General features: G+C 63.5%; 18 protein-coding genes. 8 read left to right on the forward strand and 10 right to left on the reverse strand.

Features of this window, described 5'->3' with window-relative positions:
• Positions 1-82: 82 nt before the first annotated feature.
• Together QA645_RS43015 and QA645_RS43020 are read left to right on the forward strand one after the other, a co-directional pair.
• Positions 83-1,309, forward strand: a complete 1,227-nt coding sequence (locus QA645_RS43015; RefSeq protein WP_283047243.1) for an ABC transporter substrate-binding protein — start codon at positions 83-85, stop codon at positions 1,307-1,309.
• A 263-nt stretch (positions 1,310-1,572) separates the two neighbouring features.
• On the forward strand, positions 1,573-2,799 hold the full coding sequence (locus tag QA645_RS43020) for an ABC transporter substrate-binding protein (RefSeq protein ID WP_254196076.1): 1,227 nt from the start codon (positions 1,573-1,575) through the stop codon (positions 2,797-2,799).
• Positions 2,800-2,995: 196 nt separating this feature from the next.
• Here the strand turns inward: QA645_RS43020 and QA645_RS43025 are convergent, their stop codons facing one another.
• Positions 2,996-3,421 carry a DUF1330 domain-containing protein gene (locus tag QA645_RS43025; protein WP_254135117.1) on the reverse strand — a complete coding sequence of 142 codons (426 nt, stop codon included), beginning with the start codon at positions 3,419-3,421 and terminating at the stop codon, positions 2,996-2,998.
• A gap of 169 nt (positions 3,422-3,590) precedes the next feature.
• Here QA645_RS43025 and QA645_RS43030 point away from each other — a divergent pair, with 169 nt between their 5' ends.
• Positions 3,591-5,822 (forward strand): penicillin-binding protein 1A, encoded by a 2,232-nt coding sequence (locus QA645_RS43030; RefSeq protein WP_283047245.1) that lies wholly within the window; start codon positions 3,591-3,593, stop codon positions 5,820-5,822.
• Between the two features lie 159 nt (positions 5,823-5,981).
• Here the strand turns inward: QA645_RS43030 and QA645_RS43035 are convergent, their stop codons facing one another.
• The 4 genes from QA645_RS43035 to QA645_RS43050 form a co-directional block, all read right to left on the reverse strand.
• Positions 5,982-6,821 (reverse strand): SprT family zinc-dependent metalloprotease, encoded by an 840-nt coding sequence (locus QA645_RS43035; RefSeq protein WP_254196079.1) that lies wholly within the window; start codon positions 6,819-6,821, stop codon positions 5,982-5,984.
• Positions 6,822-7,038: 217 nt separating this feature from the next.
• A complete protein-coding gene (gene phaZ / locus QA645_RS43040) occupies positions 7,039-8,367 on the reverse strand; it encodes a polyhydroxyalkanoate depolymerase (protein WP_254135120.1) in 1,329 nt (442 codons plus the stop codon).
• 121 nt (positions 8,368-8,488) lie between these two features.
• Entirely contained in the window at positions 8,489-9,307 is an 819-nt protein-coding gene (locus QA645_RS43045) for an ABC transporter permease (RefSeq protein ID WP_254135121.1), read from the reverse strand.
• 235 nt (positions 9,308-9,542) lie between these two features.
• A complete protein-coding gene (locus QA645_RS43050; RefSeq protein ID WP_283047250.1) occupies positions 9,543-10,346 on the reverse strand; it encodes an ABC transporter ATP-binding protein in 804 nt (267 codons plus the stop codon).
• A 142-nt stretch (positions 10,347-10,488) separates the two neighbouring features.
• Between QA645_RS43050 and QA645_RS43055 the strand changes: the two genes are divergently transcribed.
• Positions 10,489-11,799 (forward strand): ActS/PrrB/RegB family redox-sensitive histidine kinase, encoded by a 1,311-nt coding sequence (locus QA645_RS43055; protein WP_283047252.1) that lies wholly within the window; start codon positions 10,489-10,491, stop codon positions 11,797-11,799.
• Between the two features lie 103 nt (positions 11,800-11,902).
• Positions 11,903-12,457 (forward strand): ActR/PrrA/RegA family redox response regulator transcription factor, encoded by a 555-nt coding sequence (locus QA645_RS43060; protein WP_271607750.1) that lies wholly within the window; start codon positions 11,903-11,905, stop codon positions 12,455-12,457.
• Between the two features lie 263 nt (positions 12,458-12,720).
• On the opposite strand, the gene QA645_RS43065 is transcribed toward QA645_RS43060, so the two are convergent.
• The gene (locus tag QA645_RS43065) at positions 12,721-13,209 is read right to left on the reverse strand and encodes an MmcB family DNA repair protein (protein ID WP_283047258.1); all 489 of its coding nucleotides are present in this window, start codon (positions 13,207-13,209) and stop codon (positions 12,721-12,723) included.
• A gap of 244 nt (positions 13,210-13,453) precedes the next feature.
• Between QA645_RS43065 and QA645_RS43070 the strand changes: the two genes are divergently transcribed.
• Entirely contained in the window at positions 13,454-15,151 is a 1,698-nt protein-coding gene (locus QA645_RS43070; RefSeq protein ID WP_283047260.1) for an alpha-amylase family protein, read from the forward strand.
• 195 nt (positions 15,152-15,346) lie between these two features.
• On the opposite strand, the gene QA645_RS43075 is transcribed toward QA645_RS43070, so the two are convergent.
• A complete protein-coding gene (locus tag QA645_RS43075) occupies positions 15,347-16,948 on the reverse strand; it encodes an alpha-amylase family glycosyl hydrolase (protein WP_283047262.1) in 1,602 nt (533 codons plus the stop codon).
• Positions 16,949-17,121: 173 nt separating this feature from the next.
• Between QA645_RS43075 and QA645_RS43080 the strand changes: the two genes are divergently transcribed.
• Positions 17,122-17,793, forward strand: a complete 672-nt coding sequence (locus QA645_RS43080) for an MBL fold metallo-hydrolase (protein ID WP_283047263.1) — start codon at positions 17,122-17,124, stop codon at positions 17,791-17,793.
• Between the two features lie 3 nt (positions 17,794-17,796).
• On the opposite strand, the gene QA645_RS43085 is transcribed toward QA645_RS43080, so the two are convergent.
• A complete protein-coding gene (locus QA645_RS43085; protein ID WP_283047265.1) occupies positions 17,797-18,162 on the reverse strand; it encodes a helix-turn-helix domain-containing protein in 366 nt (121 codons plus the stop codon).
• Between the two features lie 186 nt (positions 18,163-18,348).
• Here QA645_RS43085 and QA645_RS43090 point away from each other — a divergent pair, with 186 nt between their 5' ends.
• On the forward strand, positions 18,349-18,654 hold the full coding sequence (locus tag QA645_RS43090) for a hypothetical protein (RefSeq protein ID WP_254196086.1): 306 nt from the start codon (positions 18,349-18,351) through the stop codon (positions 18,652-18,654).
• A 1-nt stretch (position 18,655) separates the two neighbouring features.
• Here QA645_RS43090 and QA645_RS43095 read toward each other — a convergent pair whose 3' ends face one another.
• Positions 18,656-19,813 carry a PHB depolymerase family esterase gene (locus tag QA645_RS43095; RefSeq protein ID WP_283047267.1) on the reverse strand — a complete coding sequence of 386 codons (1,158 nt, stop codon included), beginning with the start codon at positions 19,811-19,813 and terminating at the stop codon, positions 18,656-18,658.
• Between the two features lie 141 nt (positions 19,814-19,954).
• Positions 19,955-21,367, reverse strand: coding sequence for an MFS transporter (locus QA645_RS43100; RefSeq protein WP_283047268.1), 1,413 nt, complete (start codon positions 21,365-21,367; stop codon positions 19,955-19,957).
• Between the last annotated feature and the right edge of the window lie 153 nt (positions 21,368-21,520).

Here is a 21,520-nt window from a genome sequence, read left to right on the forward strand (position 1 = left end):
CTCTTCGGCAGCGATGGCGACCGTTGCAACCAGCGGGAAAAGACCGTCGACCGGAAAATTCCGTCAGGAGGAACAACCCAACATGAAGACTCGCAGAGCCTATCTAGCTACCACGGCGGCGCTCGCCTTCGCGTTCTCCGCCAACCAAGCTCTCGCCCAGAAGAAATACGACACTGGCGCGAGCGACACCGAGATCAAGATCGGCCAGACCGTGCCGTTCTCCGGCGCCTATTCCGTCTACGCCAATATCGGCAAGACGCAGGCCGCCTACTTCAAGATGATCAACGATCAGGGCGGCATCAACGGCCGCAAGATCAACCTGATCCAGTATGACGACGCCTATTCGCCACCGAAGACCGTCGAGCAGGTTCGCAAGCTCGTCGAAGGCGACGAGGTGCTGTTCACCTTCCAGATCATCGGCACCGCCGCCAACGCCGCCGTGCAGAAATATCTCAACGGCAAGAAGGTGCCACAACTGCTCGCCTCGACCGGCGCCGCACGATTCAACGATCCGCAGAACTATCCTTGGACCATTGCCTACAATCCGAACTACATCTCCGAGGGGCGCATCTACGCGAAATACATTCTCAAGGAGCATCCCAACGCCAAAATCGGCGTGCTCTACCAGAACGACGACATGGGCCGCGACTATCTCGCGGGGCTCAAGAGCGGCCTCGGCGACAAGGCGGCCAGCATGATTATCGGCGAGGTCTCCTACGAGGTCACCGATCCCACCGTGGATTCGCAGGTGGTCAAGCTGAAGTCGATGGGCGCTGATCTCTTCTACGATGCCTCGACACCGAAGTTCGCGGCGCAGGCCATCAAGAAGGTCGCGGAGCTTGGCTGGAACCCGGTGCACATCCTCGACATCAACGCGAGCCCGATCTCGGCGACGCTGAAGCCGGCCGGCCTCGACATCTCCAAGGGCATCATCTCGACGCAATACGGCAAGGAGCCCGGCGATCCCCAGTGGAAGGACGATCCCGGCGTGAAGGACTTCTTCGCCTTCATGGACAAGTATTTCCCGGAAGGGGACAAGCTCAACACCGTCAACACCTACGCCTATTCGGTGGCGGAGCTGCTGACGCAGGTGCTGAAACAATGCGGCGACGACTTGTCACGCGAGAACGTGATGAAGCAGGTCGCCAACATCAAGGACTTCACTCCGAGCTTCGCGCTGCCCGGCATCAAGATCAACACCGGGCCGAACGACTACCGTGTCAACAAGCAGATGCAGATGATGAAGTTCAACGGCGAACGCTGGGAGCTGTTCGGACCGATCATCGAGGATTCCGGCCCGGCGGGTTAGGTCGATCTTGTAGGGTGGGTTAGACCTGCGGCTGCGCGAAGCGCAGTCGCGGGGCGCAACCCACCTCTTCTGCGTCCGCGAAGATAAACAGTGGTGGGTTACGCTTCGCTAACCCACCCTGCGAACCAATGCCCCCTACGAACGACCAGCGCGCCCCGCCTTGCGTTGCAGCAACCACTCCTCCACACTCGCCCTCAGCGATGGCACCGGACGCGTCGTGCGCCCGGTAGACCATCTGCAATAACAGACTGAGGAAATTGCGAATGAGGAATGGAATTCTGCATCTGGCCACGGCAACGGCGCTGACCCTGGCGCTGTCGGTCTCTGCGGCCAATGCCCAGAAGAAATATGATCCGGGCGCCAGCGACACCGAAATCAAGATCGGACAGACCATGCCGTTCTCGGGACCGGCGTCGGCCTATTCGTCGATCGGCAAGACCCAGGCCGCCTATTTCAAGATGATCAACGACCAGGGCGGCATCAATGGCCGCAAGATCAATCTGATCCAGTATGACGACGCCTATTCGCCGCCGAAAGCCGTGGAGCAGATCCGCAAGCTCGTCGAGAGCGACGAGGTGCTGCTGACCTTCCAGATCATCGGCACGCCCGTGAACGCCGCCGTGCAGAAATATCTCAACTCCAAGAAGGTGCCGCAGCTGTTCGCGGCGACCGGTGCCTCGCGGTTCACCGATCCGAAGAACTTCCCGTGGACCATGGGCTTCAATCCCAACTACTTCGTCGAGGGCCGCATCTACGGCCAGTACATTCTGAAGGAGCATCCGAACGCCAAGATCGGCGTGCTCTATCAGAACGACGACCTCGGCAAGGATTATCTGAACGGCCTCAAGGCCGGTCTCGGCGACAAGGCCGCCAAGATGATCGTGACCGAAGCCTCTTACGAGGTCTCCGATCCCACCGTCGATTCGCAGATCCTCAAGATCAAGGACGCCGGCACCGATCTGTTCTTCAGTGCGACGACGCCGAAGCAGGCCGCTCAAGCGATCAAGAAGATCGCCGAGTTGGACTGGCATCCGGTGCAGATCGTCGACATCAATGCGACGTCGGTCGGCGCGGTGCTGAAGCCCGCAGGCTTCGAGGCCGCCAAGGGCCTGATCAGCGTGAACTACGGCAAGGAACCGCTTGATCCGACCTGGAAGGACGACGCCGGCCTGAAGAAGTATTTCGACTTCATGGCCAAGTACTATCCGGACGGCGACAAGGACTCGAACTTCAACACCTATGGCTACAGCACGGCGCAGATGCTGGCGCATGTGCTGAAGCAGTGCGGCGACGATCTCACCCGCGAGAATGTCATGAAGCAGGCCACTTCGCTGAAGGACTTTGCGACCGACACCGCGCTGCCCGGCATCAAGGCCAATACCTCGCCGACCGACTATCGCGTCAACAAGCAGCTTCAGATGATGAAGTTCAACGGCGAACGCTGGGAGCTGTTCGGCCCGATCCTGGAAGACGCAGGTCCGGCGGGTTAACCACCGGGCTCTGAAATCCAATCGGCGGCCTCCGGGCCGCCGTCACCCCGCGCAACGGCACAGCCGTGGTCGCTGGAGGTGGCCGCTCCTTCAGCGGCCCTCGTAGGGCGACGGCCCCACTGGTGGCCGTACATCCTTCGAGGCTCGCAAGAGCTCGCACCTCAGGATGACGGGGAGAGAGGCGCCTCAGCGACGGTTACTCGGGTATCTCTCCAAAATTCTTCCCCACCGGCAGCACCGCGTGCCGGATCAGGCGCGAATCCTCAACTCCCGCCTGCCGATGCTTCACCGCTTCGCGATAGACGGGGTCGCGGATCATCTCGACGAAGGCCGAGACGCTTGGGTATTCGGCGATGAAGCAATGGTCCCAGCGCTCCTCTTGCGGACCGATCAGCATCAGCTCGAACCTGCCTTGCCAGACGATGCGGCCGCCGAGGCGTTCGAACACCGGGCCGCTTTCGCGACCATAGGCCGCATAGGCCTCCGCTCCGGAAGCTTTGCGTCCGTCGGGATACGCCGCCTCTTTGCGCAAGCGCACCAGGTTGAGCATGTGGATCGGGCCGGGACGGTCGTTGTCCCGGAATTGCGCGAAGATCTCCTTGGTCGGATCGATGTGGCCCATGCGTGGGGTTCCTTCTTCTTTATAGCGACAATCCTAGCTCCGGCGCCCCGCGAGCGGAACTGTGGCCGGCGAATGCCGCACCTCCTAATCACGCGTTAACGTCGGGGTAACCGGGCCTTAAACCCGGACCGCTAGCGTGCGGCGGGCGGGATGACTGGGCGTTTCAAGTATGGGGTCGGGAAAGAAAAAGAGTGGGCGGAAGGAGCCGCTGTTCGGCTTGCCCGCGGCGCTCGCCGATCTGCGCCTGACGGCGGCCGATCGCATTCCCGGTGGCGGCGACGACAAGCCGAAGAAATCCGCCGGCAAGCGCAAGGCCGAACCATCCGACGACGACGAGCCGCCGCGCGAACGCAAGGCGCAGCCCAAAAGCAGTGGTGCCAAGCGCCGGTCGAAATCATCGTTCAGCGCCGGCCTCGGCCGCCTCGTCTATTGGGGCGCCGTGCTGAGCCTGTGGGGCGTGATCGCCGTGATTGGCGTCGTGATCTGGGTTGGCGCCCATCTGCCGCCGATCCAGTCGCTGGAGATTCCAAAGCGCCCGCCGACGATTCAGATCGTCGGCATAGACGGCAGCCTGCTGGCGCAGCGCGGCGAGATGGCCGGCGCCAATGTCGCGCTGAAGGACCTGCCGCCCTATCTGCCAAAGGCCTTCATCGCGATCGAAGACCGCCGTTTCTATTCGCATTTCGGCATCGACCCCGTCGGCATCCTGCGGGCGCTCGTCACCAACGTGCTCCATCGCGGCGTGTCGCAGGGCGGCTCGACGCTGACGCAGCAGCTCGCCAAAAACCTGTTCCTGACCCAGGAACGCACCATGGCGCGCAAGCTGCAGGAGGCGGAGCTCGCGATCTGGCTGGAGCGCAAGCACTCCAAGAACGAGATTCTGGAGCTCTATCTCAACCGCGTCTATTTCGGCTCCGGCGCCTACGGCGTTGAAGCCGCCGCGCAGAAATATTTCGGCAAGCCGGCCAGGAATGTGACCATCGCCGAAGCCGCGATGCTGGCGGGCCTGGTCAAATCGCCCTCGCGGCTGGCGCCGAACCGCAATCCGGAAGGCGCGGAAGCGCGCGCGCAGATCGTGCTTGCGGCGATGGCGGACGCCAAGTTCATCACCGACGCGCAGGCCCAGGCTTCGATCGGCCATCCCTCCTACAATGTGAAGCCGGTCGGCGCCGGCACCGTGAACTACGTCGCCGATTGGATCGGCGAGGTGCTGGACGACCTCGTCGGCCAGATCGATGACAGCATCAAGGTCGAGACCACGATCGATCCGAAACTCCAGGCCGTGGCGGAGGCCGCAATCATCGACGAGCTCGCGGCCAAGAGCGTGAAGTTCAATGTCAGCCAGGGCGCGCTGGTGGCGATGACACCCGACGGCGCCGTGCGCGCCATGGTCGGCGGCCGGAACTATTCCGAGAGCCAGTACAACCGCGCGGTCACTGCAAAACGCCAGCCGGGCTCCTCGTTCAAGCCGTTCGTCTATCTGACCGCGATGGAACAGGGCCTGACGCCCGATACCGTCCGCCAGGACGCACCGATCGAGGTCAAGGGCTGGAAGCCCGAGAACTACACCCATGAATATTTCGGCGCGGTGACGCTGACGCAGGCGCTGGCGATGTCGCTCAACACCGTCGCCATCCGCCTCGGCCTCGAGGTCGGGCCGAAGAACGTGGTGCGCACCGCGCACCGGCTCGGCATCTCCTCGAAACTCGAGCCCAACGCCTCGATCGCGCTCGGCACCTCGGAAGTCTCGGTCGTCGAGCTGGTCGGCGCCTATGCGCCGTTCGCCAATGGCGGCTTCGCGGCCACGCCGCATGTGGTGACGCGGATCAGGACGCTCGACGGCAAGCTGCTCTACATGCGGCAGCCCGACGAGCATAACCAGGTGATCGAGCCGCGCTATGTCGGCATGATGAACACGATGATGAAGGAGACGCTGATCTCCGGCACCGCGAAGAAGGCCGAGATCCCAGGCTGGCAGGCGGCCGGCAAGACCGGCACCAGCCAGGATTACCGCGACGCCTGGTTCATCGGCTACACGTCGAACCTCGTCACCGGCGTCTGGCTCGGCAACGACGACAACTCGCCGACCAAGAAGGCGACCGGCGGCGGCCTGCCGGTGGAGGTCTGGACCCGCTTCATGCGCGCCGCGCACGAAGGCGTCCAGGTGGCGGCCCTCCCCAACTCGCCAGGCAATTGGGGACCGGCGAACCTCGTGCAGATCTCATCGCAGGTGTCACCGCCGACACAGGCGGCAGCGCCAGCATCTGCACCAGCGCCGGTTAGTAATGGCGGCTATCGCGCGCCACCGCCGCCGACCCGCACCAATGTCAACGCGCGGCCGGAAGCCGCCGCAGGACTTGATGGCTGGCTGATGGACCGGCTGTTCGGCGGGAATCGGTAGGCCTCAAAACCAAAACGCGAAAACAACCCCATGCACAGTAGCCGGCGTATTGCGCCGTGATGCATGGTGGATTGGCCGAAGGCTTTGATGCGATGGAGTAAAACGCACATCGCCCGCTTTCGCGGGCGATGACACCTTCCAAGACGCTAGCTGCGCGCCCTAATCGTCGACCCCGTACCGGTGCAGATCGTTGCCGTAGGTGTCGAGCCACTTCTTGGCGCGCTCCATGGACGGACAGATCTTGCCGCAGACGCGCCAGAAGCGGGCCGAGTGGTTCATCTCGACGAGATGGGCCACCTCATGCGCGGCGAGGTAGTCGAGCACATAGGGCGGCGCGAGGATCAGGCGCCAGGAGAACGACAACGAGCCCGCCGAGGTGCAGGAGCCCCACCGGCTGGACTGATCGCGGATCGAGAGCCGCTTCACCTTGACGCCGAGCTCGGCGGCATGGGTCTCCGACGAACGCTGCAGATCGCGGCGCGCCTCGCGCTTGAGGAAGTCGCTGACACGGCGATCGACGTGCTCGAGGCCGCCGGCGACGCAGAGAATGCGTTCACCGCTGTCGCGAATTTCGGTCCACACCGTGCCGCGCGCGCCTGCACGATGCACGATGCGATGGGAAACGCCACGGAGCGGTATCACTGTGCCAGGCTGGAACGGTGCAGCCTTCGGCAAACGACCGAGACGTGCCGCGATCCACGCGCCGTGACGCTGCGCGAAGTCCTTGGCTTCGGCGAGCGTGCCGCGCGGCGGGATCGTGAGGATCGCTTCGCGGTCACTCGGATGGATTCTGAGCGTGTAACGGCGCGCACGACGGTGTCTGCGCAGCCGAATCGCAAAGAATTGCGATCCATGGCTGATGACGAGGGTCTTCGGTTCGTGGGGCCGACGGTAGAGGAGCGCGCGAGTGGCCATGTCTGTCAGTCCGGGGAGCAAGAGTTCGCCCGGATTCTGCCATAACCGCCGCCAGGGAAAGCGCTCGGCGCAAAAACAAATCATTTGCCCAATATACAGGGGTCTGGCGTCCGGGAGACCCTACAGACTGGGGTTGGAACCCGCTTTTTTCGCCCCCGCTGGACGCATGTGGCACCCCCAAGGGGTGAGGGGTGACTCACTCCTACAAGACTACCTAAATACCTCGAATCTGGCGGGAACCAGGCCCTCCCGGAGCGTCCGGCAGGGCCTGAATTTTCGACGGGAAAGCCGAAAAACGCAGTTATTCAGCCGCAAGCGCCTGCAACGAACTCGGATTCGCAGCGGAGACCATGAAATCATGGATGCGCGGCACGATCTCCGACTTGAATCGCGAGCCGTTGAACACGCCGTAATGTCCAACGCCCTTCTGAACGTAATGAACGCGGCGATGATCGGGGATCGCACGACATAATGTGTGCGTTGCTTCGGTCTGACCGAGACCCGAGATGTCGTCGTTCTCGCCTTCGACCGTCATCAATGCGACGCGCGTCACCTTGGAAGGATCGACGCGAGTTCCACGATGCATCATCTCGCCTTTCGGCAGCGAATGCTTCACGAACACGGTGTCGACGGTCTGCAGATAATACTCGGCCGACAGGTCCATGACCGCGAGATATTCGTCATAGAAGTCGCGATGCTTGTCGACGAGGTCGCCGTCGCCCTTCACCAGGTTGGCGAACAGGCGCTTGTGAGCGTCCATGTGGCGGTCGAGGTTCATGCTGATGAACCCGTTCAGTTGCAGGAAGCCCGGATAGACGTCGCGCATCATGCCCGGATGCGGGAACGGCACCTTGGTGATGACGGTGTTGCGGAACCAGTCGATGCCGCGCTCCTGCGCGAGCTGATTCACCGCGGTCGGATTGCGGCGGGTGTCGATCGGGCCACCCATCAGCGTCATCGAGGTCGGTACGAAGGGATCGCGGCGCGCTTCCATGATCGAGACGGCGGCGACGACGGGCACGGAGGGCTGGCACACCGCCAGCACATGGGTGTTGCCGCCCAGCACGTGCAGCATCTCGATGACGTAATCGATGTAGTCGTCGAGATCGAAACGGCCATCGCTCAAGGGCACCATGCGGGCGTCGGCCCAATCGGTGATGTAGACCTCATGTGCCGGCAGAAAGGCCTCGACCGTGCCACGGAGCAGCGTCGCGTAATGGCCCGACATCGGCGCCACGATCAGCACGCGCGGCTGCGGGCTGCGCAGCGGACGGGCGAACTTGCGATCGAAATAGAGCAGCTTGCAGAACGGCTTTTCCCAGACCGGGCGAACCTCGACGGGGACGCGGATGCCGTTGACCTCGGTGTCGTTGAGACCCCATTCCGGCTTGCCGTAGCGGCGCGTGGTGCGCTCGAACAATTCGCAGGCCGCGGCGACGGACTTGCCGACTTCGGTGCGCGCCCAGGGATTCAGCGGGTTCTGAAACAGCAGCTTGGTCGCATCGGTAACGGCGCGTGCCGGATTAAGAGAGGCCTGCGCCATCTCGTACATCCAGTACATCGGCGTCGTCAGGACCGGGCTGCCTTCATTAGCCTGGAGCGGTACGCCGCCAAACTCACCAATCGGCATGATCAAATTCCTCTTCGCATCGCAGCATACTGCCGAATGCGTAATATTGCGTCAATGCATGGTTCCGTACATCTACGTGGCGCAGACGGTTAAATCGGCGTGAATCCACGGGAAAGTGACGTTATTCGCCGCCCGAGAGCAGCGAGCCGTGCTTCTTGGCGCTGCGCAAAAGGGCAAGGAATGCCCAAAAGGAAGCAACCAGAATCACCGCGTTGATGGCTAACGCACCCAGCATCAGATCGGTCCGGAAGGTGTTTTCGATCAGCAGCGCGCGCATCCCCTCGAACACGTAGGTCGGCGGCAGCGACCAGGCGACGGTTTGCAGCCAGGGCGGCAGGACGCTGACCGGATAATAGATGCAGGCCAGCGGCATGATTCCGAACATCAGGGTCCAGACGATGCTCTCGGCACCGAGGCCGTTCCGCAGCACCAGACCCGAGACGAAGATGCCGACCGCCCAGCTGGTGAAGATCAGATTGCAGAAGAAGGCGATCAGCGGCAGGCCGAGGCTATAGACATTGAAGTGAAAGAACGCGATCGCGAGCAGCGTCATCGGAATCACGCCGATCGCCAGCCGGATCAGGCTCATCGCCATCAGCGACAGCAGAAACTCGATCGGCTTCAGCGGGCTCATCATGAGGTTGCCGAGGTTGCGCGCCCACATCTCCTCCAGGAAGGAGATGGAGAAGCCGAGCTGGCCGCGGAACAGGATGTCCCAGAGGATGACGGCGCCGATCAGCGTGCCGCCCGCCCGCGCGAAGAAATTGGCGTTCTGCGCGATGTAGAGCTGAAGGAAGCCCCAGGTGATGATCTGCAGCGCCGGCCAGTACAACAGCTCCAGCAGCCGCGGCCAGGACGACATCAACAGATACCAGTAGCGCAGGATCATCGCGCCGATGCGTTGGACGGAGATGCCGCGATGGAGGGACATTTCGCTCATCGTTGCGTCCCGTAGCCCGGGTTGAGCCAGTAGCCAAGATGGAGCGAAGCGCAATCCGGGGTGCAGTGCCAGCCACGCCCACCGACGTCATCCTGAGGTGCGCGCCCTTCGCGCGCCTCGAAGGATGGGCCGCAGGCGTGCGCTGCCCATCCTTCGAGGCAAACCTTGCGATGCAAGGTTTGCACCTCAGGATGACGGCTGTGCGCGCGGATAGAACAATCGTGGAGAGGTCCCCTCATTGCGCTCCCTCCTTCGTCCCGTTCGCCCGCCCGCGTGCGACGTCCAGAAACACCTCCTCCAGCGTGGTGCGGTTGTAGCGGGCCATGATGGCATCGGGCGTGTCATCGTCCTCGACGCGGCCGCGCTTCATGATGATGACGCGGTCGCAGAGTCGCTCGACCTCGAGCATGTTGTGCGAGGCCAAAAGGATGGTGGCATTATTGTCCTTGCGATAGCGCTCCAGATGCGCACGGACCCAGTCCGCCGTATCAGGGTCGAGCGAGGCGGTCGGCTCGTCCAGCAGCAACAGCTCGGGCTCGTTGATCAGCGCCTTCGCCAGTGCGACGCGGGTCTTCTGCCCGGCGGACAGCTTGCCGTTGGCGCGGTCGATGAAGTCGCTGAGATCGAGATCAGCGGCGAGCTTTGCGATGCGGTCCGCGAGGTTCCTGACCGCATAGAGCTTGCCGAAAATGGTGAGGTTCTGCCGCACCGTGAGCCGCATCGGCATGTCGACATAGGGGCTTTCGAAGTTCATCCGCCCGAGCACGGCCGCGCTCTCCTCGGGCATCCGATGCCCGAGCACCTGCACACGGCCCGAGGTCGGCAGCACCAGGCCCATGATCATCGCGATGGTGGTGGTCTTGCCGGCGCCGTTGCCGCCGAGCAGCCCGGTAATGCTGCCGCGGGACAGCGAAAAGGAGATGCCGTCCACCGCACGGGTCTGCTTGTAGAGCTTGACCAGGCGATCGACCTCGATGGCCGCGGACAATGTGCTGTCCGCGACAGTCGGCCGACTTGAAGCCTTGGAGTTCTCAGTCATGCTAAGGGCGTTCTTCCGCCATTGCGCGGTGGAGCGCAAGACTTGAAGCTCAAAGGCTTGTACCTCAAGGGCTTGTAACTCGTTGGAATCAGTGGGCCAGCGTGTTTGTGATAGGACACGCGCACCGCTAGATTGGCCTGCAATGACCGAGACCACCGCTTCCGACTTCCGCCCGTCGCAACGACACATCCGCCTGGACACCATCCTGCGGCTGCGCTGGCTCGCGGTGCTGGGCCAGCTCGCCGCGATCTTCATCGTGGCACAGGGGCTCGAGTTCGATGTCGCGATTGTCCCCTGTGTCAGCATCATCGGCCTGTCGGCGGCGCTCAACCTGGCTCTGCAGACCGTGGCCAACCCGATGCAGCGGCTGGCGCCGCTTCACGCGGCCGGATTGCTGGCGCTGAACATCGTGGAACTGGCCGGGCTGCTGTTCTTCACCGGCGGCTTGCAGAACCCGTTCTCGTTCCTGTTTCTCGCGCCTGTCCTGATTTCCGCCACCGCGTTGCCGGCCCGGTTGACGTTCGCACTCGGCCTTCTGGCCGTGGCATGTGCCTCGATCCTGTTCTTCTTTCATTTCCCGCTGCCATGGGATTCCGAAGATCCCGTGGTGTTGCCGCCGATCTATCTGGTCGGCGTCTGGCTATCGATCGTGCTGGCGATCGGCGTCACCAGCCTCTACTCGTTCCAGGTGACCGAGGAGGCGCGCAAGCTCGCCGACGCGTTGGCCGCGACCGAGCTGGTGCTGACGCGCGAGCAGCATCTGACCCAGCTCGACGGCCTGGCCGCGGCCGCCGCGCACGAGCTCGGCACGCCGCTTGCGACCATCTTCCTGATTTCGCGCGAGCTGGAAAAGACCGTGACGGACCCGGTCTTCGCGGCGGACCTGAAGACCTTGCGCGAGCAGACGCAACGCTGCCGCGACATTTTGAGCAAGATCACCCAGCTCTCCTCCAGCGGCGCGCCGTTCGACCGCATGAAGCTGTCGGAGCTGATCGAAGAGGTGGTGGCACCGCACCGCGACTTCGGCGTCGACATCAAGGTACGGATTGCGGTGGCCGCGACGGCCGAGCCGGTCGGATCACGCAATCCGGCGGTGCTCTATGGCGTCGGCAACATCATCGAGAACGCCGTCGATTTCGCCAACTCCACGGTCGAGGTCAACGCGTGGTGGAACAATGAGACGATCGAGATCCTGATCTCCGACGACGGCCCCGGCATTCCGCCCGATCTCATGAACCGGATCGGCGAGCCCTATCTGTCGCGGCGGCGCACCCAGGATGCCGGCGGCGGCCTCGGGCTCGGCGTGTTCATCGCCCGCACGCTGCTCGAACGCACCGGCGCCAAGGTCTCGTTTACCAATCGGACGTTTCCGGAACACGGTGCAGTGGTGCAGATCGCGTGGCCCAGGGAGCGTTTTGAGACTATCGAGAGCCTCGAAGAAACAATAGGATAGGGCGCGACCTTGCGTCGCACATGAGGGCCGATCGACTATTGGCGGCCTTGGCACCGCCTGATTGCGACGCCATATGTAGATGTGCAGGAGAGAGGACAAAACCTTGAACGCCATCGCCGAACTGAACGAACAGACCGACCGCTCGCTTCTCATCGTGGAGGACGACAAGCCGTTTCTGGAGCGCCTGTCGCGCGCCATGGAGACACGCGGCTTTGCGGTGACGTCATGTGACACGGTCTCCGATGGTCTCGCGCAGATCGGCAAGTCCGCACCGGCCTTCGCCGTGGTCGATCTTCGCCTCGGTGACGGCAACGGTCTCGACGTCGTCTCCGCGCTGAAGAAGAAGCGCCCCGAAGCCCGCGCCATCGTGCTGACCGGCTATGGCAACATCGCCACCGCCGTCACCGCGGTGAAGATGGGCGCGATCGATTATCTCTCGAAGCCCGCGGATGCCGACGACGTCGTCGCCGCGCTGCTCTCGACCAGCGCTGAAAAGTCCGAGCTGCCGGCGAACCCGATGTCGGCCGACCGCGTGCGCTGGGAACACATCCAGCGCATCTACGAAATGTGCAACCGCAACGTCTCGGAGACGGCGCGGAGGCTGAACATGCACCGCCGTACGCTGCAGCGCATTTTGGCCAAGCGCGCGCCGCGGTAGTTCCGCGATCGACAATCTCTCACCGTCACCCTGAGGTGGCCGCCCCTTGGGCGGCCCTCGAAGGGCGATGGCCCGGCTGCATCGCGGCCGTGCATCCTTCGAGGCTCGCTGCGCTCGCACCTCAGGATGACGGGACACAGATCTCGTAGGGTGGGCAAAGGCGCGAACCGCCGTGCCCACGTTTTCTATCCGATAATAATCGATAGGTTAGGTGGGCACGCTATCGCTTTGCCCACCCTACGGCACCTGCGTTTGCGGTGCACCTACTCCCAAAAATCGGCGTGCCCCTGCGGATCGACCAGGCGGTTGATCCGCAACGCCGCCGCCATGCCGAAGCGCACCATCATCTGCTTGCGCGTGGCGGCTGCGATCTTGTGCTCGGGCGCCTCGCACTGCATGTGCGCGCCATAGGCGTCCGCGATGATCAGGCCGGTGCCCTCGGGGAAAATCTCGCAGGGCAGATCCTGCGTGAAGGCGAAGAACAGCCGGTCGCAATGGGCGCGGTATTCGTGCCATTTCTGATCGGCGCGCAGATCCTCCACCGATGATTTGATCTCGACGATCCAGATCTCACCGCGCTCATTCAGCGCGACGAGATCAGCGCGTCGCCCCGACGGCAGCGGCATTTCGCTGATGCAGGAAAAGCCGAGCGAGCGTAACAGCCGCGCCGTGCCGCGCGCGATCGCGAGCGCCGTCTCGGACTGACGACGGTCCGGCGGCGGCACGAGGGCGATGCGGGCGGGGCTGTCCATGGGGGAGAGAGTAGCCGATTCCGTCTTCGTCGTCCTGGCGAAAGCCAGGACCCATTACCCCAAGCGGTCGTTGTCGCGTGGGCAGCCAACCACGAGCCTTCGCCAAACTCCTCCCTGGGGTAATGGGTCCTGGATCTGCGCTTCGCTTGTCCAGGACGACACCTAGAACGCGGGAACCACGCCAGCTCAAATCACTTATCACGCAGCCGCCGCTCCTCGGCGGAACCACCGAGGCCGCGCGCGCATGATCGACGATCTCTGGTACAAGAACGCCATCATCTATTGCCTCTCCGTCGGCACCTATATGGACGCCGATGGCGACGGTGTCGGCGATTTCAAGGGACTGTTGCGCCGGCTTGATTATCTGCACGGTCTCGGCATCACCACGATCTGGCTGATGCCGTTCCAGACCTCGCCGGGCCGCGATGACGGCTACGACATCGCCGATTATTACAGCGTCGATTCCCGCTACGGCACGCTCGGCGATTTCGTCGCGTTCACCCATGGCTGCAAGCAGCGCGGCATCCGCGTCATCATCGACCTCGTCGTCAACCACACCTCCGACCAGCATCACTGGTTCAAGGAAGCGCGCCGCGACAGGAACTCGCCCTATCGCGACTGGTATGTGTGGTCCGACAAGAAGCCGGCCAACGCCAACAAGGGCATGGTGTTTCCCGGCGTGCAGAAATCGACCTGGACGCGCGACAAGCACGCCGGCGCCTGGTTCTTCCACCGCTTCTACGATTTCCAGCCCGATCTCAACACGTCGAACCCGCATGTGCAGGCGGAGATTTTGAAGATCATGGGCTTCTGGATCCAGCTCGGCGTCTCCGGCTTCCGCATGGACGCCGTGCCGTTCGTGATCTCGACCAAGGGCGCCAAGGTGACGAGGCCGGTCGAGCAGTACGACATGCTGCGCAGCTTCCGCGAATTCCTGCAATGGCGGGAGGGTGACGCGATCATCCTGGCCGAAGCCAATGTGCTGCCGGAAACGGACATGGAGTATTTCGGCCGCGACGCAGACCGCATGCACATGATGTTCAACTTCCACGTCAACCAGCATCTGTTCTATGCGCTGGCTTCCGGCGACTCACGACCTCTGGCCAAGGCGTTGAAAGCGACAAAGCCACGGCCGGCTTCGGCGCAATGGGGCCTGTTCCTGCGCAATCACGACGAGCTCGATCTCGGACGCCTGACCAAGGCACAGCGCGAGACCGTGTTCAACGCATTTGGTCCCGACAAGGACATGCAGCTCTACGATCGCGGCATCCGCCGCAGGCTTGCGCCGATGCTCGGCGGCGATCGCAGGCGGCTCGAGCTTGCCTACAGCCTGATGTGCACGCTGCCGGGGACGCCCGTGATCCGCTACGGCGACGAGATCGCGATGGGCGACGATCTCTCGCTGCCCGAACGCAACTGCGCGCGCACGCCGATGCAATGGTCGACCGAACCCAATGGCGGCTTCACCAAGAACAGCAAGCCGGCCAATCCCGTCATCGACACGGGGCCTTACGGCTACGAGCACGTCAACGTCGCCAGACAGCGGCGCGATCCGAATTCGATGCTGAACTGGACCGAGCGCATCGTCCGCATGCGCAAGGAGGTGCCCGAAATCGGCTGGGGCGACTTTGCGATCATCCCGACCCGCGATCCGGCCGTGTTCATCATCCGCTATGACTGGCGCAGCAATTCGGTGCTGTTCGTGCATAACCTCGACGAGAAGCCGCGCGAGACGGCATTCTCGGCCGGCCTGCCCGGCGATGCCGGCGAGCACCTGATCAACCTGCTCGCGGAAGACCACAGCCACGCCGACAAGCGCGGCCAGCACCGCATTGTGCTGGAGCCCTATGGCTATCGCTGGTACCGCGTCGGCGGGCTGGATTATTTGCTGAAGCGGAGCGATGTCGACGCGACGACGGTGAGGAAGGGGCGCACACGTTAGCCGCACACACCGTCGTCGTCCCGGCGAAGGCCGGGACCCATAACCACTGGGCGACATTTGGCGAAGACTCGTCGTTCGGTACTCCGACCAATCGCGACAGATGGATCACGCGGTATGGGTCCCGGCCCCCCGTGCGCAATTGCGCACTAGGCCGGGACGACACTGGAGAACGACGCTAACGCCTTACCCTTCCGTTCAGGCCGGCGGCTCGATGATCACACCCTCATTGCCCCGCAAATCCAGCACGCCCTCCAGCCGCTCGCCCTCGCGATCCAGGAACGTCGACAGCAGGATCTCGCTGCCGAAACGGATCGCGCTGGTGGTGACCGCGATCGGCTCGGGGCCGAGATTGAGCACGATGATGAGCGTCCTGTCCTCGGCCTCGCGGCGATAGACCAGCAGATCGCCTTGCGCGGCGATCGGATGATAGTCGCCGGCGACCAGCGCGGGTGAATTCTTCCGCAACTCAATCAGGCGCTTGTACAGGCTCAGGATCGAGCGCGTGTCGGCCTCGAGGTTGACGACGTTTTCGTGGATGTGATCCTCCGGCAGCGGCAGCCACGGCCTCGCTTCCGAGAAGCCGGAGAAATCGGACGAATCCCATTGCATCGGCGTGCGGCAGCCGTCGCGCCCCACCCCGATGCCGGGCACGTTTTTCTCGAACGGGTCCTGCACATCCTCGGGCGCGATCGCGAGCTGATGCATGCCGATCTCGTCGCCGTAATAGAGCGTGGGCGTACCGCGCAAGGTCAGCAGCAGCATCGCGGCGACACGGGCCTGCTCCGGCCCGACGCGGCTGGCGACGCGCGGGCGATCGTGATTGCCGAGCACCCAGTTCGGCCACGCGCCCCTGGGCAGCGCCTTCTCGTAGTCATCGATGATCTTTTCGATCGAGCGCGCACTCCAGAAGGTCGAGAGCAGCGCGAAATTGAACGGCATCTGCGCGCCGGTGAGATCGTTGCCGTAATAGGCCATCAGACGATGCAGCGGCAGATAGACCTCGCCGATCAGCACGCGCGCGCCAAAGGCATCGGTGACGCGCCGCATCTCGGCGATGACATCGAACACCTCCGGCTGGTCGGTGGAATATTGGGTGAGGATTCTTTCGTTCGGCGGCCGCCCCTCGACATAATGCGGGTTGGGCGGATTGTCGCGGAACTCGGCATCCTTGATCAGGTGCCAGATCACGTCGACGCGAAAGCCGTCGACGCCCTTCTCCAGCCAGAACCGCATCACGTCGTAGATCGCGGCGCGCACCTCCGGATTGCGCCAGTTCAGGTCGGGCTGCTGCGCGAGGAAGGCGTGGTAGTAGTATTGGCCGGTCGCGGCGTCGACCTGCCATGCGCTGCCGCCGAACTCGGACAGCCAGTTGTTCGGGACGCCGCCATCGGGGGCCGGATCGCGCCAGATGTACCAGTCGCGCTTGGGATTATCGCGCGAGGCGCGGCTCTCGATGAACCATGAATGCTGGTCGGAGGTGTGGTTCGGCACGAGGTCGAGGATCAGCTTCAGACCATGGTCATGCGCGGCCGCGAGCAGCGCATCGAAATCGGCCATCGTGCCGAACAGCGGATCGATGCCGGTATAGTCGGAGATGTCATAGCCGAAATCGGCCATCGGCGACGGGAAGACCGGCGACAGCCAGATCGCGTCGACGCCGAGCGATTTCACGTAAGCAAGACGCCGCAAAATGCCGGCGAGATCGCCAACGCCGTCGCCGTCACTGTCCTGAAAGGAGCGCGGATAGATCTGATAGAAGATGCCGTCGCGCCACCAGTTCTCGCTGCCCTGAGCCATCTCGGAAACCCCACCCGGAAATCTGTGCCTCGCGCGAGAGAACGCGGAAGCAACGTCCCGGTTCAAACCAGCAGCCGAATTGGGACGGCCGTGTGACGGCGGGGGCGGCTGTTCCGCCGGCGGACCACGACTATTTTGCTTGGCGGCGCAGCAAAAATCGGCATTGTGGCGCCATGACCGAGCAAAGCGACACCCAACAGGCCAAGGCCGGCGCGATCATCGTCCCCGTGACGCCGTTCGAGCAGAATTGCACCATCATCTGGGACGAGCCCGGCAAGAAGGCCGTGGTGATCGACCCCGGCGGCGACGTGCCGAAGATCCTCGAGGCGATCAAGCAGACCGGTGTCACCGTCGAGAAGATCTGGCTGACCCACGGCCACATCGACCATGTCGGCGGCGCGGCCGAATTGCGCGATGCGCTGAAGGTGCCGATCGAGGGTCCGCATGTCGCGGACAAATACCTGCTCGACAGCGTCGTCGAGAGCGGCGCGCGCTTCGGCATGACGGGCGGGCGCAATTTCGAGCCGGACCGCTGGCTCGACGAGGGCGACACCGTCTCGATCGGCGCGTTGAAATTCGACATCCTGCATTGCCCCGGCCACTCGCCGGGCAGCGTGGTGTTCTTCAACAAGGATCTGCGCTTTGCCCATGTCGGCGACGTCTTGTTCGCGGGCTCGGTCGGGCGCACCGATCTGCCCGGCGGCAGTCACGCCACGCTGATCAACTCGATCATGACGAAGCTGCTGCCGCTCGGCGACGATGTCGGCTTCATCTGCGGCCACGGCGCCGGTTCGAGCATCGGCCAGGAGCGGATGACCAATCCGTTCATCACCGGCGAGATGTGAGTTTTATTCCGCGGCGTCTGCGAGCGCCGCGGTCTCGCCGAGATTGCGCTCGCCCCACTCGCGGATCGCGGCGACCACTGGCACAAAGCTCTTGCCCTTGCGGGTCAGGCGATACTCGACCTTCGGCGGCACCTCGCCAAAATCCTTGCGGTCGATCAGTCCGCTCGCGGTCAGGGCTTTGAGCTCGCGGCTGAGCACGCGCGGGGTGATCTCCGCGCTGCCTGACGTGCCGCGCAGCAAGCCGCTGCGGATCTCGCCATAGCGGCGCGGGCCGTCCTTGAGATCCCAGACGATGCGCAGCTTGTACTTGCCGCTGATCATCTTTTGAAAGGCTGCGACCGGACAGGCGCGCACGGGAGCTTTTGCCATGTCGTCTCCTCCCCTTTTTGTTCTGACGCGTTTTCTTGACGCGAACCGGGATCCACTTCGCTTGAAAACGCTACGGCAGGAAGGATAGGAGCAACGGCGAAAAAGTCCATACTATCAATTTTGTCCGTACTTGCAGGATGGCTCACAAGCCGCAGATGATGGTGCACAGCGAACAGGGAGCGTCACATGAAGCACTTCATGATCAAGTACGAATTCAAGAACGGCACGACGGAGGCCTGGCACCAGGAGATCGGCCGCTTCATCAAGGCGATCGACAACGATCCGGAGCTGAAAGGGCGGATCGGCTACCGCGTCCTGAAGAACCGCGACGACGGCCATTACTTCCATCTCGCCAGCGTCACTGATGAGGCCGCGCAGAAGACGCTGCAGTCGCGCGACTTCTTCAAGGCCTATGCGGAAATGACGCGGAAGGTGGCGGCCGGCGGCGAGGTGACGGCGACGCCGATCGAGATGATCGACGCGACGGCCTGACCTACTTCATCAATCCCGCAGCCGACAGCGCGCGCGTGATGATCTGGCCGAGATCGAAACCCCGGGATTGCTCGCGCTTCGGCTCGGCCTGTTCGTCAGCGACCTTCGCACGGATGGTGCGGGCAAGATGTGGCGCGGGCGAACGCGCCAACTTGGCGTCGGCCTTCTTCGCGTCCTGAACCCAGCCGGTGAGACCGAAGAACTTTGCGATGTGATAGGACGAGGAAATGCCGGCCTCGATCAGGAACGCGCCTTCGACGCCGTAGCGCTGATCGTTGTCGGCAAGGCCCAGCGGCGTGCCGTGCGCCATCCCGGTGATGGCGTAGAATTCGACCAGCGTCTCGCCGTCCTTGTTCCACCATGCCTGGCGCGGATAGCCGTCGACATTGGTCTCGGCCATCGGCGCCATCGGCAGATCGTGCAGATCGAGCCACTGCTTGACGATCTCGTTGGCATTGCCGGGATTGACGGTGCGATCGGCGCTGCCGTGCCACACCGACACCTTCGGCCAGGGCCCGCGATGATGGGACGCCCGCCGCACGAAATCGCCGAGCTCGCGCTCGGGCCGCGCTGGGGAATGGAACATGCCGTCCAGCGCTTCGCGCAGATTCGACGCGATGCCGTAAGGAAGGCCCGCGATGATCGCGCCGGCCGCGAACACTTCCGGATAGGTCGCGAGCATCACCGAGGCCATGCCGCCGCCGGCGGAGAGACCGGTGATGAAGATGCGCCGGGGATCGATCCGGTGCGCCCCGACCATATGCGCGATCATCTCGCGGATCGAACGCGCCTCGCCGCTTTCGCGCGCGGTGTCTTCCGGATTGAACCAGTTGAAGCAGGTGTTGCCGTTGTTGACGCGCTGCTGCTCGGGCATCACCAGCGCAAAGCCGTAGTGGCGCGCGAGCGTCGACCAGCCTGCGCCGAGATCGTAAGCCGCTGCCGTCTGGCCGCAGCCGTGCAGCACGACGACGAGCGCGCGCGGCTTCTGCAATTGCGCCGGCACGAACGCGAACATGCGCAAGGCGCCGGGATTGTCACCGAAGTCCGTGACTTCCTGCAGCGGGCTGGACGCGTCGGTGCTCACGCCAAAATCGGGCAAGCGCAGACCATCCATCCTTGGCAGATGTCTCAAGAGGTCGACATTACGGGCTAGCGACACGGCAAATTCCTGGTGGGCGGCTTTCAACGTTTACCCAGACCAGATAGTTGCTGCAGTGCAAAATGAAAAGACCGTGTGCTTTCGGCCCCGCGCGAATCGCGCAAAAACCCGCAGATTTCCGCACGTATTAACCGCAGTGCCTCAACTTCGTGCAGATGCGCGGCGCATCCACGTCAGGAATGCGGCGCAGATCATGATTAACGCCGCAAACAGCGCGAGCGAGGCGAGAAAACCTGCGCGCGCTGATTGCAACGATTCGATTGCGAAGAACACCGCGCCGATTGCGGCCACTCCGGCCGCATTTCCGATCTGCGCAATGGTGCCGTACATGCCGGACGCCGAGCCTGCCGCGACAGGTTTGACGGTCGACAGCACGGCGCCCGAGAGCGGCGCCATCACCAGGCCCTGGCCATAGCCGAAGATGAGCATGACGAGCGCGAACGCGAGCGGCGGTGGCGCCTCGATCAAGTCTGCGAGAAGCGCGAGCGCGGCAAGGCCCGCGATCTGCAACGCGCAGCCCTCGATCAACACCTTGGTGCCGCGATGCTTCGCGCGCGCGCCGCTGTGGCGCGACGCCACGACGAAGGCGAGTGCGAGCGGAACGAAGGCGAGGCCGGCGGCGAGCGGCACAATCTTCAGGCCGCGCTGCATGAACAGCGTCATCACCAGATAGAACGAGAGATTGGCGACGAAGAAGAAGAAAGCGGCGCCGAGCCCGCGCAGGAAAGCGGTATCCGCCAGCAGCGTCAGATCGATCAGCGGCATGCCGCCCGCGCGGGCGACCGTGTGCTCGAGCCTTGGGAATGCTGCGAGGATCACCCCGCCGATCGCCATCGCCACCCACAGCCACGGCGCCCAGCCGAGATCGTGACAGAACAGCAGCGGGCCGATCAGGCACAACAGCCCCGCGAACAGCACGAGGCTGCCCCTGATGTCGAGCCTGGTGCCGGCCCGGCGCGGCACAGTCGGCATGATCCGCCATGCCGCGACAGCGATGACGAGCCCGCAGGGCACGTTGACGAAGAACACCGCGCGCCAGCCGGTGTGCGCGAGGTCGATCGTGACCAACAATCCGCCGAGCAGAAAGCCCGCAGCGCCCGCGAGCCCGAGCACGATGCCGTAGACGCCGAAGGCGCGATTGCGCGATTCGTCGGTGAAGAGCAGATGCAGCGTCGCCAGCACCTGCGGCACCATCAGCGCAGCGGTCGCGCCTTGCGCCAGTCGGGCGAGGATCAGCTCCGCGCCCGATTGCGCCAGCCCGCACCACAGCGAGGTCGCCGTGAAGCCGAGCACGCCGGCGAGAAACACGTTCCTGGTGCCGTGGATGTCGCCGAGGCGGCCGCCGGTCACCACCAGCGTCGCATAAGCAATCAGATATATCGCGATAACGGACTCGATCTGTGCCGGCGTCGCGTGCAGGTCGACCGCGATGGTGGGAATGGCGACATTCACGATGAAGGCGTCGACGCCGAACATGAACTGCGCGGCGACGACGATCGCCAGCACCCACCAGCGACGAGTCGAATCGACGGGCTTTGTGACGGTTTGATGCATTTTCGCGCGCGCCTTCCGCGATTTATTTGCGCGCAAGACTCGCAGATCGGCGTCATCGGCGCGATTACCTCGGAGGTAGGACTTGCCGCTGTGGCCCGATTGCTGCATGTCGGTTCCCGCTGATTTTGCTGGGTTTTGAACGCAGATCCTTTG

Source organism: Bradyrhizobium sp. CIAT3101 (assembly GCF_029714945.1).
GTDB lineage: Bacteria > Pseudomonadota > Alphaproteobacteria > Rhizobiales > Xanthobacteraceae > Bradyrhizobium.

Bases quoted from the DNA above. Each gene is read 5' to 3' on its own strand.
- QA645_RS43015 (WP_283047243.1), top strand. From the start codon at position 83: ATGAAGACTCGCAGAGCCTATCTAGCTACCACGGCGGCGCTCGCCTTC.
- QA645_RS43020 (WP_254196076.1), top strand. From the start codon at position 1,573: ATGAGGAATGGAATTCTGCATCTGGCCACGGCAACGGCGCTGACCCTG.
- QA645_RS43025 (WP_254135117.1), bottom strand. From the start codon at position 3,421: ATGGGCCACATCGATCCGACCAAGGAGATCTTCGCGCAATTCCGGGAC.
- QA645_RS43030 (WP_283047245.1), top strand. From the start codon at position 3,591: ATGGGGTCGGGAAAGAAAAAGAGTGGGCGGAAGGAGCCGCTGTTCGGC.
- QA645_RS43035 (WP_254196079.1), bottom strand. From the start codon at position 6,821: ATGATTTGTTTTTGCGCCGAGCGCTTTCCCTGGCGGCGGTTATGGCAG.
- phaZ (WP_254135120.1), bottom strand. From the start codon at position 8,367: ATGCCGATTGGTGAGTTTGGCGGCGTACCGCTCCAGGCTAATGAAGGC.
- QA645_RS43045 (WP_254135121.1), bottom strand. From the start codon at position 9,307: ATGAGCGAAATGTCCCTCCATCGCGGCATCTCCGTCCAACGCATCGGC.
- QA645_RS43050 (WP_283047250.1), bottom strand. From the start codon at position 10,346: ATGACTGAGAACTCCAAGGCTTCAAGTCGGCCGACTGTCGCGGACAGC.
- QA645_RS43055 (WP_283047252.1), top strand. From the start codon at position 10,489: ATGACCGAGACCACCGCTTCCGACTTCCGCCCGTCGCAACGACACATC.
- QA645_RS43065 (WP_283047258.1), bottom strand. From the start codon at position 13,209: ATGGACAGCCCCGCCCGCATCGCCCTCGTGCCGCCGCCGGACCGTCGT.
- QA645_RS43070 (WP_283047260.1), top strand. From the start codon at position 13,454: ATGATCGACGATCTCTGGTACAAGAACGCCATCATCTATTGCCTCTCC.
- QA645_RS43075 (WP_283047262.1), bottom strand. From the start codon at position 16,948: ATGGCTCAGGGCAGCGAGAACTGGTGGCGCGACGGCATCTTCTATCAG.
- QA645_RS43080 (WP_283047263.1), top strand. From the start codon at position 17,122: ATGACCGAGCAAAGCGACACCCAACAGGCCAAGGCCGGCGCGATCATC.
- QA645_RS43085 (WP_283047265.1), bottom strand. From the start codon at position 18,162: ATGGCAAAAGCTCCCGTGCGCGCCTGTCCGGTCGCAGCCTTTCAAAAG.
- QA645_RS43090 (WP_254196086.1), top strand. From the start codon at position 18,349: ATGAAGCACTTCATGATCAAGTACGAATTCAAGAACGGCACGACGGAG.
- QA645_RS43100 (WP_283047268.1), bottom strand. From the start codon at position 21,367: ATGCATCAAACCGTCACAAAGCCCGTCGATTCGACTCGTCGCTGGTGG.